General features: G+C 39.9%; 13 protein-coding genes. 12 read left to right on the plus strand and 1 reads right to left on the minus strand.

Annotated features, from left to right (window positions below; translation table 11 throughout):
• The first annotated feature begins 11 nt into the window (after window positions 1-11).
• The 9 genes from preA to G3O09_RS15245 all read left to right on the plus strand — a co-directional run bounded on the left by preA (window position 12) and on the right by G3O09_RS15245 (window position 9,598).
• The gene (gene preA / locus G3O09_RS15205; protein WP_163102344.1) at window positions 12-1,298 is read left to right on the plus strand and encodes an NAD-dependent dihydropyrimidine dehydrogenase subunit PreA; all 1,287 of its coding nucleotides are present in this window, start codon (window positions 12-14) and stop codon (window positions 1,296-1,298) included.
• Between the two features lie 15 nt (window positions 1,299-1,313).
• Window positions 1,314-2,732 (plus strand): dihydropyrimidinase, encoded by a 1,419-nt coding sequence (gene hydA / locus G3O09_RS15210; RefSeq protein WP_163102345.1) that lies wholly within the window; start codon window positions 1,314-1,316, stop codon window positions 2,730-2,732.
• Window positions 2,733-2,869: 137 nt separating this feature from the next.
• Window positions 2,870-4,336: an NCS1 family transporter gene (locus G3O09_RS15215; protein WP_163102346.1), complete on the plus strand. Its 1,467-nt coding sequence runs from the start codon at window positions 2,870-2,872 to the stop codon at window positions 4,334-4,336.
• Between the two features lie 19 nt (window positions 4,337-4,355).
• Window positions 4,356-4,580: a hypothetical protein gene (locus tag G3O09_RS15220; protein WP_163102347.1), complete on the plus strand. Its 225-nt coding sequence runs from the start codon at window positions 4,356-4,358 to the stop codon at window positions 4,578-4,580.
• A gap of 27 nt (window positions 4,581-4,607) precedes the next feature.
• Window positions 4,608-4,841, plus strand: coding sequence for a hypothetical protein (locus G3O09_RS15225; protein WP_163102348.1), 234 nt, complete (start codon window positions 4,608-4,610; stop codon window positions 4,839-4,841).
• Window positions 4,842-4,970: 129 nt separating this feature from the next.
• Window positions 4,971-6,437: a CoA-acylating methylmalonate-semialdehyde dehydrogenase gene (locus G3O09_RS15230; protein ID WP_163102349.1), complete on the plus strand. Its 1,467-nt coding sequence runs from the start codon at window positions 4,971-4,973 to the stop codon at window positions 6,435-6,437.
• A gap of 17 nt (window positions 6,438-6,454) precedes the next feature.
• The gene (locus G3O09_RS15235) at window positions 6,455-7,813 is read left to right on the plus strand and encodes an aspartate aminotransferase family protein (protein ID WP_163102350.1); all 1,359 of its coding nucleotides are present in this window, start codon (window positions 6,455-6,457) and stop codon (window positions 7,811-7,813) included.
• A 184-nt stretch (window positions 7,814-7,997) separates the two neighbouring features.
• Window positions 7,998-8,984 (plus strand): ring-cleaving dioxygenase, encoded by a 987-nt coding sequence (locus G3O09_RS15240; protein ID WP_163102351.1) that lies wholly within the window; start codon window positions 7,998-8,000, stop codon window positions 8,982-8,984.
• A gap of 2 nt (window positions 8,985-8,986) precedes the next feature.
• Window positions 8,987-9,598: an alpha/beta hydrolase gene (locus tag G3O09_RS15245; RefSeq protein ID WP_163102352.1), complete on the plus strand. Its 612-nt coding sequence runs from the start codon at window positions 8,987-8,989 to the stop codon at window positions 9,596-9,598.
• A gap of 181 nt (window positions 9,599-9,779) precedes the next feature.
• Here the strand turns inward: G3O09_RS15245 and G3O09_RS15250 are convergent, their stop codons facing one another.
• The gene (locus G3O09_RS15250; protein WP_163102353.1) at window positions 9,780-10,325 is read right to left on the minus strand and encodes a hypothetical protein; all 546 of its coding nucleotides are present in this window, start codon (window positions 10,323-10,325) and stop codon (window positions 9,780-9,782) included.
• A gap of 181 nt (window positions 10,326-10,506) precedes the next feature.
• On the opposite strand from G3O09_RS15250, the gene G3O09_RS15255 reads away from it, so the two are divergent.
• From G3O09_RS15255 to G3O09_RS15265, 3 genes are read left to right on the plus strand one after another with little or no spacing between them, the layout of a single operon-like run.
• On the plus strand, window positions 10,507-11,109 hold the full coding sequence (locus G3O09_RS15255) for a DUF6944 family repetitive protein (RefSeq protein WP_163102354.1): 603 nt from the start codon (window positions 10,507-10,509) through the stop codon (window positions 11,107-11,109).
• A 38-nt stretch (window positions 11,110-11,147) separates the two neighbouring features.
• Window positions 11,148-11,594 carry a DUF6376 family protein gene (locus G3O09_RS15260; protein ID WP_163102355.1) on the plus strand — a complete coding sequence of 149 codons (447 nt, stop codon included), beginning with the start codon at window positions 11,148-11,150 and terminating at the stop codon, window positions 11,592-11,594.
• Between the two features lies 1 nt (window position 11,595).
• Complete coding sequence (locus G3O09_RS15265; RefSeq protein WP_163102356.1) at window positions 11,596-12,141, plus strand: GNAT family N-acetyltransferase; 546 nt, start codon at window positions 11,596-11,598, stop codon at window positions 12,139-12,141.
• The last annotated feature ends 114 nt before the right edge of the window (window positions 12,142-12,255 follow it).

The raw sequence follows: 12,255 nt of genomic DNA on the forward strand, positions 1-12,255 counted from the left end.
GAGAGAAACGAATGGCAGATTTATCAATTAACCTAGCAGGAATTAAGTCTCCTAACCCATTTTGGCTAGCATCTGCGCCTCCTACCAATTCGGGTTACCAGGTCCAACGGGCATTTGAAGCGGGGTGGGGAGGAGCGGTCTGGAAGACACTCGGAGACCCTATCTTGAATGTTTCTTCCCGTTTTGCAGCAGTGAGTTTCAATGGACATAAAGTTGCGGGATTCAATAATATCGAGCTCATTACAGACCGTCCTCTTGAAGTGAATTTAAAAGAAATCTATGAAACTAAAAAGCGATTCCCCAATCATACGATTATCGCTTCGTTGATGGTTGAGCCGAAACAAGAAAAATGGCATGAAATCGTCAAGCGGGTCGAGGATGTGGGAGTCGATGGGTTTGAGCTTAACTTCGGCTGTCCCCATGGGATGGCGGAGCGTGGCATGGGGTCAGCCTCTGGCCAAGTTCCTGAATTAGTCGAAAAACAAACCTATTGGGCTAAAGAAGCCGCAAAAACTCCTGTCATTGTTAAGCTTACACCGAATATCACGGATATTACCGTTACTGCAGAAGCAGCGGTTAGAGGTGGCGCAGACGCCATAAGCATGATCAATACCATCAATAGTTTGATGGGAGTCGATCTGGACACATGGAACACCATCCCACATGTCGCAGGGAAAGGTGCCCATGGAGGTTACTGCGGTCCAGCTGTGAAACCAATTGCACTCAATATGGTGGCGGAATGCGCAAGGAACCCAAGGATTAATGTACCTATATCAGGTATTGGTGGGATTTCAAACTGGCAGGATGCAGTTGAATTCCTATTAATGGGTGCGATAGGAGTACAAGTATGTACAGCAGCTATGCACCACGGATTCCGGATCGTGGAAGACATGATAGAAGGATTAAGCAATTACTTAGATTCAAAAGGACTTTCGTCTGTAGCTGAACTTTCTGGAAAAGCAGTCACGAAATTTTCGGATTGGGGCAATTTAGATTTAAATTACAAAGTTGTGGCACGCATCAATACAGACACATGCATTAATTGTAATAAATGTCATATTGCCTGCGAGGATACGTCTCACCAATGTATCGATATGCTCTCAGACCCTAACGGTAAAAACTATTTGAAGGTTCGTGAAGAAGACTGTGTTGGCTGTAATCTTTGTTCGATTGTTTGTCCTGTTGATGGTGCAATCGAAATGGTGGAGCTGCCAAATGAACTTCCTCCAATGACATGGAATGAGCGCCAGGCAGCCCTTCAAACCCAAGGTTGTTCGATAGATGTAGTAAATAAATAAGCAGGGGGTACGAAAGTGAAAAAGCTAATAACAAATGGAACAATTGTTACGGCAACAGATACGTTTAATGCGGATGTACTGATTGAAAATGGCAAAATTTCAGCGATAGGTCATCAACTGCCTTCACATGGTGCCGAGGTGGTTGATGCGAAGGGCTGTCTTGTTTTCCCTGGTGGCATTGATCCACATACCCATCTCGATATGCCTTTTGGAGGAACGATTACGAAGGATGATTTCGAAACAGGTACAATCGCAGCGGCTTTTGGCGGGACGACAACGATTATTGATTTTTGCCTAACGAACAAAGGAGTGCCTTTAAGGAATTCCATCAACACATGGCATGAAAAAGCGAAGGGAAAATCGGTCATCGATTATGGATTCCATCTGATGATCGGTGAATGTAACGATGATGTTTTACAGCAGCTACATACTGTTGTCAACGAAGATGGAATCACCTCGTTTAAAGTGTTCATGGCCTATAAAAACGTGTTGCAGGCAGATGATGAAACTCTGTTTAAAACGCTCATCGCCGCGAAAGATCTAGGCGCTTTAGTAATGGTCCATGGAGAAAATGGGGATGTCATCGACTACTTGACGAAGAAAGCCCTTAAAGACGGCAATACCGATCCAATTTATCATGCATTGACAAGACCTCCTGAAGTGGAAGGGGAAGCAACAGGTAGAGCAGCAACTTTGACGGGACTTGCAGGATCACAGCTTTATGTCGTACACGTCTCATGTGCTGATGCAGTAGAAAAAATTTCTGAAGCCAGGAAAAAAGGATTTGATGTATGGGGGGAAACATGTCCTCAGTATTTAGTGCTTGATCAATCCTACTTAGAAAAGCCAAATTTCGAAGGTGCCAAATACGTCTGGTCTCCACCTTTGCGAGAGAAGTGGAATCAAGATGTACTATGGAACGCGCTAAAAACTGGACAGCTTCAAACGTTAGGATCCGACCAATGCTCCTTTGACTTTAAAGGTCAAAAAGAGCTAGGCCGCGGAGACTTTACGAAAATACCGAATGGCGGTCCTATCATTGAAGACCGTGTTTCGATCCTTTTTTCAGAGGGAGTGAAAAAAGGAAGATTGACGCTTAATCAATTCGTGGATATCACCTCAACGAGAATCGCTAAGTTATTCGGGCTTTTTCCAAAAAAAGGGACGATTGCAGTTGGGACCGATGCAGACATAGTCATATTTGATCCGAATGTAGAACGGACATTATCTGCTGAAACACATCATATGGCAGTGGATTATAGTGCCTTCGAAGGAATGAAAGTAACCGGTGAACCTGTTTCTGTACTCGTTAGAGGTGAATTCGTTGTCAAAAACAAGAAGTTTGTTGGCAGCCCTGGCTCAGGTCAATATTTAAAACGGGCAAAATACGGCATGTTAAGTTCTTCAGATCAAAATGAAAAACTAACAATATAAGATTCTGTATTCCTTGCATTTTTATAAAACAACTCTACATCGATTTGGGCTCATAAATCTGAACTGCTCCTGCAATTGCTTGCCCTCTGTAAGGAATTGTTTGAAAGATGAATTCCCCAATTAAAGGAGAGTGTTTAATGAGTAAAAAGCAATCGTATTTAAAATCGCCTGATCTTTTGCCGATTTCCCAAAAAGACCGGAAAATTACACCACTTGGTTATTCTTTCATGTGGGTTGGTATGGTTGTAGTATTGGCTACCTTTGCCATTGGAGGGGGTGGGGTCATAAACCTCCCCCTTCCGTTGGTAGTACTGGGAACCCTCATTGGTTCATTGGCAATAGGGCTCTTTATTTCATTAACTGCTGATATTGGAATTGAACATGGAATTTCATTTCCTGTCTATATGAGAGCTCCTTTTGGAACTCTAGGTACCCATATACCTTCGGTAGCTCGTGGTGTTACAGCATCGATGTGGTTTGGGATTAATACCTATTTTGGCGCAACAGCCATAAACGGTATTTTAAATATCCTATACGATTTTGATAACTGGTTTGTCTGTTTCCTCATTTTCGCATTACTTCAAATCATTAATACTGCCCTTGGCATCAAGGCAGTTGAACGATTTGCAGATTTAGCTGCTCCCGTCATTATTATCATTTCCTGCTGGATGTACTCTTCTTTATCTGATGCAGCAGCTGCAGAAGGAAGAGATGTATGGAGCTGGGTGGAAAGCCCTGTAACTGGTGGAGCAGCATTTACGGCATTTTTAGTGGTGATTTTCAGTAATATGGGCTTTTGGGCAACTCTTTCTGCTGATATATTTTCTATTTCCCGTTTTATGCATGCACCAAGAAATCAAAAAAACTGGTTTAAAAGAAATCGAAGCTCATTGATTGGTAACTTGATTGCTTTACCTTTAACACAGGCCTTTATGGTTGTTATTGGTGGAGTTTCATACATTGCCGTTTTGAACTATGATCCAATTGTTGCTTTGCAAGAAGCCGCAAGTGGGTTTGCTCTAGGTATTTTATTATTAATGATTGTTTTAGCTCAATGGTCTACCAATATTGCTGCCAATATCGTTCCAGCTGCAACGATTTTCTCAAACGTAGGTGGACCTAAGTTTCCATTTTGGGCAGGTGTTATCACTTCAGGATTTGTAGGTATCGTGGTTCAACCTTGGAACTTGTTTGATATCATCATTCCTGTTCTTTTATTCGTCGGTGGTATTTTATCTGCTATTGTCGGTATTTTGATTGCTGACTATTACCTACTTCGTAAACGCCGTGTAAATGTCCCTGACTTATATGAGGATGATGGGCAATTCAGGTATTCAAATGGAATAAATTATGCTGGTTTTATTTCATGGATCCTTGGGGGAGTAGCCTCCTATTTCGTTCCAAGCTATGGATTTCTAGTTGGGTTCTTAGTAGGGGCATTTTGCTATTATGTCTTGGCAAAATACTGGTGGTTCCCGAAATACAAGCAGGCTGAAATTGAAGATCCAGATGATAAAAAATATCTAGGGATTTCAGTTGGTCGTGACTGGGTCATCAGTGATTATGAGCAGGAACAGGAACAGCCTAAGAAAATATCTGTCTAAAGGAGAGGAGGCACTTTATTTGTCTGACTACCAACAATTTTTAAGTGAACGTGAAAAGATTGATTTCATGATTGAAAAAGGGTATCGAATCAAAGGGGTAAATGAAAATCTAAGTGGGTCATTTGTAGAGTTTGAGAATACTAGCTTAGATCGAGAAAATACGGAAACTCTTCACATTCAAACTGCAGAGGCAAGAAAGTATTTCTCTGTCATCCTCATTAAACAACAGCAAAAAACTGGTTGAAAAATCGAAATACGATGGAGGTACGATATGGAATTTTCGTTAAAAAGCAAGGATAATGTGTATCCGTGTGAAGTGACCATCGATGAGGATAATGGAAGATTTATGATCCGAAATACGGATTCAACAGGTGAAGTATTTAACTCACCAGAAGAGCTAGTGGTATGGATCATCGAAAACTGGGAATCCAGTGATTTCGAATCAGAACAAGATTTTGACATTATGATGAAAGAAATAGAGGTTTACCTGCAAATCAATCATTAATTCTAGCTAGAGGGTGACTGAAAGTCCTGCCCCATACGAAATGTACAAAGAATATTTTGTTTGGGGCATGCACTTTATATAGAGTCACCCTCTTTCATTACATATCCATTCTAAAGGAGGCATTTACCCGTGACTGTAACGAAAAATGAGACTCTCCATCTGAAAAATTTTATCGGTGGGGAATGGGTTGAATCCGGTGGAACACAAGCATTGGATGTTTTGAACCCAGCTACAAATGCTGTGGTTGCAAAGGTACCTATCTCTACGAAGGAAGATGTGGATCGTGCAGTGAAGGCTGCCAGGGAGGCATTCAAAACATGGAAGAAAACGCCGGTTCCGAAAAGGGCTAGAATCTTTTATGCCTATCATCACTTAATTTCCGAACACCATGAAGAACTAGCGCAATTGATTGTTCAAGAGAATGGAAAAGCTTACACAGAGGCCTATGGAGAGGTTCAACGAGGAATTGAATGTGTGGAATTCGCAGCGGGAGCTCCGACTCATATGATGGGTGAAACACTTTCAGGCATTGCCGAGGAAATAGATTCGGAAATGTTCCGTTATCCACTAGGTGTAGTTGGTGGAATCACACCTTATAATTTCCCGATGATGGTTCCTCTTTGGATGTTCCCATTAGCAATTGCTTGCGGTAACACGTTTGTTTTGAAACCTTCAGAACGTACACCAATCCTTGCTAATAAATTAGCGGAGCTTTTTACAAAGGCAGGAGCACCAGCAGGGGTCTTGAATGTTGTTCATGGAGCACATGATGTGGTGAATGGACTGCTCGAACATGAAAACATTGCAGCGATATCCTTTGTAGGTTCTCAACCGGTTGCCAAATATGTCTATGAGAGAGCTGCGGTTACTGGAAAAAGGGTACAGGCACTATCTGGTGCCAAAAACCACCATGTTGTCATGCCAGATGCTGACATGAGCAAAGCAGTTGAGCATATCGTCACTTCAGCTTATGGAAGTGCAGGTCAACGATGCATGGCTTGTAGCGCTGTCATAGTGGTAGGTGATAACAATGATTTTGTAGAAGCGCTTCGGAAAAAAGCGGACCAATTAATCATTGGTAATGGGATGGATAAGGAAGTATTACTGACTCCTGTCATTCGTAAAGACCATCGTGAAAAAGCACTGGGCTATATCCAAAAAGGTCTCGAAGAAGGTGCGACGTTAATCAGGGATGGCCGTAAGGAAATGGATGAAATGACGGAAGGAAACTTCCTAGGACCAACCATTTTTGACCACGTCACCCCTGATATGACCATCGCCAAGGATGAAATTTTCGCACCAGTATTAAGCCTATTACGAGCTGTTGACTTAGATGAAGGTCTTGAGTTCATCAGAAAGTCGAGGTTTGGTAATGGTGCTACCATTTATACAAAAGATGCAAAGGCAGTCCGTCAATTCCGTGAAGAGGCAGATGCGGGAATGTTAGGTGTAAATATTGGTGTTCCTGCTACGATGGCTTTCTTCCCGTTTTCAGGATGGAAGGATTCTTTCTACGGTGATTTACATGTTAACGGAAAAGACGGCATTAACTTCTATACAAGAAAGAAAATGATTACATCACGTTACGATTTTTAATTGATAGGAGGGTGGACATGAGTAAACTAGATCAAAAACCAGACCTGTTAGCCAACGATGAAAAGTATGTTTGGCATTCGATGAAACCCTATAGCCCAAACAATACCTTAGTTGCCACAAAGGCTGAAGGGTCATGGATTACAGATAGTGATGGCAAGCGCTATATCGATGCCATGGCAGGATTATGGTGTGTAAACGTGGGCTATGGAAGAGAAGAACTTGCTCAGGCAGCTTATGAGCAGTTAAAAGAAATGGCTTATTTTCCACTGACACAAAGTCATGTGCCTGCAGTCCAATTGGCAGAAAAGCTAAATGAAATGCTTGGTGGAGACTATGTGATATTCTTCTCCAATAGTGGGTCTGAAGCAAACGAAGCGGCATTTAAGATTGCTCGCCAATATCACCAGCAGCGTGGAGAATATAACCGTTATAAATTTGTTTCCAGGTACCGTGCCTACCATGGTAACTCAATGGGAGCACTAGCTGCGACAGGTCAAGCTCAACGAAAGTATAAATATGAACCACTTGCACCTGGGTTTATCCATGTAGCACCACCAGACAGCTATCGAGATGGTGACGAACATGTTATGAATCCTCATGAATTAAAGTCAGTACAAGAAATCGATCGGGTCATGACATGGGAACTGAGCGAGACGATTGCAGCGATGATCATGGAACCGATCATCACAGGTGGTGGAGTCCTCGTACCAAATGAACAGTATATGAAAGGTGTCAAAGAGGTTTGTGAAAAACATGGAGCTTTACTGATCGTTGATGAAGTTATTTGTGGTTTCGGAAGAACTGGAGAAGCATTTGGATTCATGAATTACGGAGTTAAACCTGATATCATCACGATGGCAAAAGGCATCACCAGTGCGTATTTGCCACTTTCAGCAACAGCAGTGAAAAGAGAAATTTATGAAGCCTTTAATGGATCGGATGAGTATGAATTTTTCCGCCATGTTAATACGTTTGGTGGGAATCCGGCTGCCTGTGCATTGGCATTGAAAAATCTCGAAATTATGGAAAAAGAAAATCTGTTCCAACGATCCCGTGAATTAGGTGAAAAAGTTATCAATGAATTAAAAAATAAACTCCAAGCCCATCCATTTGTCGGTGATGTAAGAGGGAAAGGCTTGTTAGTGGGTATAGAGTTAGTAAGTGATAAACGCACTAAAGAGCCACTTGATGGTGCAAAAGTCAACGGAGTGATAGCCACTTGTAAACAAAATGGCGTCATTATAGGGAAGAACGGGATGACAGTAGCTGGATATAATAATGTCCTAACATTATCTCCACCTTTGAATATTGAAGAGAAGGATTTAGATTTTGTCCTAAATACGCTCATAGGTGCCTTAGATCAAATTAAATCATAGGAATGAATAATAACCCGGATAATGGACATTTTTAAATAATGGTCCGTCGTTCGGGTTATTTTTATAATAGGTAATTTGAATATAAAATAAATCTTGAATTCGAGATAATAGGCATGCTATAATTATCTCGAAGTTGAGATATTAATTAAAATAATTTTTTAAAAAACAAGAAAGGCGTGATTTTATGACGACTCTAAAAGCTTTAAAGGGACAGCATCACGTTTCAGCCATTACTGCAAATGCCAAGAAAAATTATGAATTTTATACAAAAGTATTAGGACTAAGACTAGTTAAAAAAACAGTGAACCAAGATAACACTTCGGTTTATCATTTATTTTTTGCTGATGAAAGAGGAAACCCTGGAACAGATTTAACATTCTTTGAAATACCTCATGCTGGAAACACTTATTATGGTGCAAATAGTATTTCAACTACATCTTTACGTGTGCCGAAAGACTCTTCTTTACAATATTGGAAGAAGCGTTTTGAGGAATTTAATGTAGAACACGACGAAATCTCTAACGTCACGGGTCGTGCCACATTAGCTTTCAGAGATTTTGAAGGCCAAAGACTAACCCTTGTATCTGATGAAAATAATGTGGGGGTTGCAGGTGGGAAACCATGGGATAAAAGCCCGGTTGAGTTAGAGCATGCAATCGTCGGACTTGGTCCTGTTACCTTAACGGTCCAAAATATATCAGTACTTTCAAATGTATTAAAAGACGTTTTGGGCTATCGCGAAAAAGGGAAGTATGATGCTGAAGGACACGAAGTGTTGGTATTCGAAACAGGTGAGGGAGGTACAGGAGCGGAAGTCCATGTAGTATCAAGAACTGATCTACCTGTTGAACGTCCTGGACGTGGAAGTGTTCACCATGTCGCATTCCGAGTGGAAGATCAAGAAGAGCTCATGAAATGGGCGAGCTATTTAAAAGAGTTACGAATTCCAAACTCTGGATTTGTAGAAAGATACTATTTCAAATCGCTGTATTTCCGTGAGCCAAACGGAATATTATTCGAACTTGCAACGGATGGTCCAGGTTTTGAAGGGGACGAACCATTTGAGACATTAGGTGAAAACTTATCCTTACCACCTTATTTTGAAGGTCAAAGAAAAGAAATAGAAGCAAAGTTAAAACCATTAGACACTAAAGAAGTAGGTAGGGAATAAGTATGAAGCATACATTCATCCAAGGCTCAGATGAAAAATTACCTACACTGCTCCTATTGCATGGTACAGGCGGAAATGAAGAAGACTTAATTCCATTGGCAAATATGATTGCGCCTGGTGCTTCGATTCTTGGAGTAAGAGGGAACGTATTAGAAAACGGCATGCCTCGTTTTTTCCGAAGATTGGCTGAAGGTGTATTTGATGAAAAAGATTTAGTGTTCCGTACAAAGGAATTACACGACACAATTTCTGATTTAGCTTCTCAATATAACATTGACCGTAAAAATATCGTAGCCATAGGATATTCAAATGGGGCGAACATTGCAGCAAGTATGTTTTATCACTATAGTAATGTTCTGGCTGGAGCCATTTTGCTCCACGCCATGGTCCCACTAAGAGGAATGGACTTACCAAACCTCTCAGATACGCCAATCTTCATTGGAGCAGGAAAGAGAGATCCATTAATACCGGCGGCAGAAACGAAGGAACTGTCAGACGAACTCCAAAATGCTGGTGCAGAAGTTACAGAATATTGGACAGAAGGCGGCCACGAACTCAGAAGAGACGAAGTGGAGCAAGCAAAAACTTGGTTTGATAATAGATTTCGGAAATAAATGATAAGGGTGCCATCACTTTGGATAGTGATGGCACCCTTATTGATTTTGGATTTTGGCAATCGAATGTAAATTTCGTGTTTTCGAAAGTGTTTTTTGAAAATCGAATGTATTTTTGCAGTTTCGAATGTATTTTTTGATAAACGAAAGTATTTTTGAATGATCTTTTTTTACTTCTTCACTAAATCTCCATTTTTGCCCCATATCCTCTAGGTTGCTGTTTATTAATCTGTTCAATCACCTGAAATTCTGTAAATACATCTTCTAACAAAATAGATGGCAGGTCTAGAACAGGTAAGTCTTGAGATAAAAGAGCTTCAACAAGCGCATTGATAAATTCCTGTTTTTCGCCTGATTCCATATTTTGAATGGCATTAAGGGTAAATGGTTCATTTTCAATGATAAATTGGTGAATGGACTCGATAAATTCCTGATCAAGGATTTCTAGGTATTGTAAAAGCAGGATTGCTGCTCGTTTTGGTTGTTTGATTTTGAATGAAAACGTAGACTCTGACAGTCCGATGGTAAAGACTTTTACCTCTTCAGAAACTGAATCATAGGTGACTTGGATTTTATATAAAAGTTCATTTCTCTTCCATGGATTATACATGATTCCTTTAGTTGTATATTGAATGCCTTCATAGTCCCCTTGATGTTCGAGAGTAAATGCCATACCTTGGATTCGATTTTTCAGCTGATTAACACATTCATTTTTGAGTTTCTCCATTACCAGATATCCGCTCCTCTTTAGAAAAAACTATTCATTTATTCTTATTCATCCTAAATCGTAAACTAGACTTTTTCAAAGAAAACACTTGGATTAAAAATATTTTTTATTCAATTTATAATGTATATTTTCCATCCTCCGAATAAAATAACATATCCTATTGTAAAAGAGTGGAATGAATATGACCGAAAAGGGAGAGGACTTAATACTTGCTGGAGCAATAATCGTTGCTATAGGTACCATTCTTACTGCTGTCGGACAAACAAAAGAAACCATTTTTAAGGATAGGAATGGTTTAAGCCTTGTTTCAAAAGGGAATGGAGTGGAAGCTTTCGGCAATGTTCTTCAAGCGATAGGTAGGTCCAAAAGTGATAATCCTGAAAAAATAGGCATAAAGGGTAGTTGGATTCAAGCTGTCGGAAATTCAACAAACTCTCTTGCATCGGAGACAGAACTGAATGATTCAGGTCCAGAATCCATCAGGATAAATGCTTTAGGAAGTGGGGTCCAAGCTCTTGGTGCAAAATTAGAAGCCATTGCTGTTGGTGAAAATGAAAAAAAACAATTAAAAAACCTTGAAGTCACTGGTCTTGAATTAATTTCAATAGGAGCATTTTTAGATGCAATAGGAAATTTATTTTTATTAAGGCAATTGGATGAAAAAGGTGATTTTATTTCCCTGATTGGGAGTTGGACGCAGGTAATTGGTGCATCCATTGGAGTGTTTGTAGCTACATATGTTGAAGAGGTTGAATTTGAAAAAAAGGATTTTTGGCATACATAAAGAATGTATGTAAAGTGAATGAAATGGAGGGCGTAAAATTGAAACGAACTTTATCCATCGTGACATTATTTATTTTCATGATGCTTTCAGGCTGTGGTCTGTTAGAGGGAGTAAATGACACACTAAATTATGTAAATGATGCTACTAGCTATGTGCAAAATTTAAATGATGCAGCTCAGGAATTACCAGGTCTGGCCGAACAGGCAGTCAAAGATACAGCAGCTTTATCGCAGTTAGATACGAAACTTGAACAATTAAAAACAGATATTAATACGTTTAATGAATTAAACCCACCATCGATTGCTGATGGTCTCCATGAAAAAATAGTTTCCCAAAATGAAAAACTTGAAAGCTCGATTGACGATTTTCATCAACAAGTGAAAAAAGGGAATGTTACTTTGCAGGGATTCCAAAACTCGGAAATCATGACAACCATAAATGAAATCACCAAGCTTCAAGACCAAATCCAACAGTTAGGAAATTAATATGGAATTATTCCAAAAAGAGAAAATAAGAGTTCGAACATTAGAAAACCATGATAATGTTTTAATCGCAAAATGGCTTACCGATCCAAACGTCCTTCAGTTTTATGAAGGAAGAGATCGCCCACAAACTCAAGAATTAGTAAATGAAAAATTTTACAATCGAGAAGAGGATGAGGTCGGGTGTATTGTAGAGTTCGATGGAGAACCGATAGGTTACATTCAATTTTATCCACTAGATCAAGATGCTCGAAAGCTTTATGGATATGACAAAAGTGAAGTGATATTCGGTACGGACCAATTTATTGGCGAAGTGGAATATTGGAATCAAGGTATCGGGAAGCTGTTAGTCCAATCTATGGTGCAATATTTGTTGGATCAACATGGTGCAGAAAAGATCGTAATGGATCCACAAGCTTGGAATGAAAGGGCAATCCGTTGTTATGAGAAAAGTGGTTTCAAAAAGATCAAATTCCTTCCAAAACACGAATACCACGAGGGTGAATATCGAGATTGTTGGTTGATTGAATATAATCATTTATGCACCTAAATAAAGGTGCTTTTTTTCTGAGGGGAGTTAGAGCACTTAGGACTATTTATAAAGGGTGTTTCCTACCGACATTGCCTAGAAGCTTCAGTTTTTAATATTACAAAAAACTTCTTG

Source organism: Peribacillus alkalitolerans (genome assembly GCF_010882125.1).
GTDB lineage: Bacteria > Bacillota > Bacilli > Bacillales > DSM-1321 > Bacillus_BN > Bacillus_BN alkalitolerans.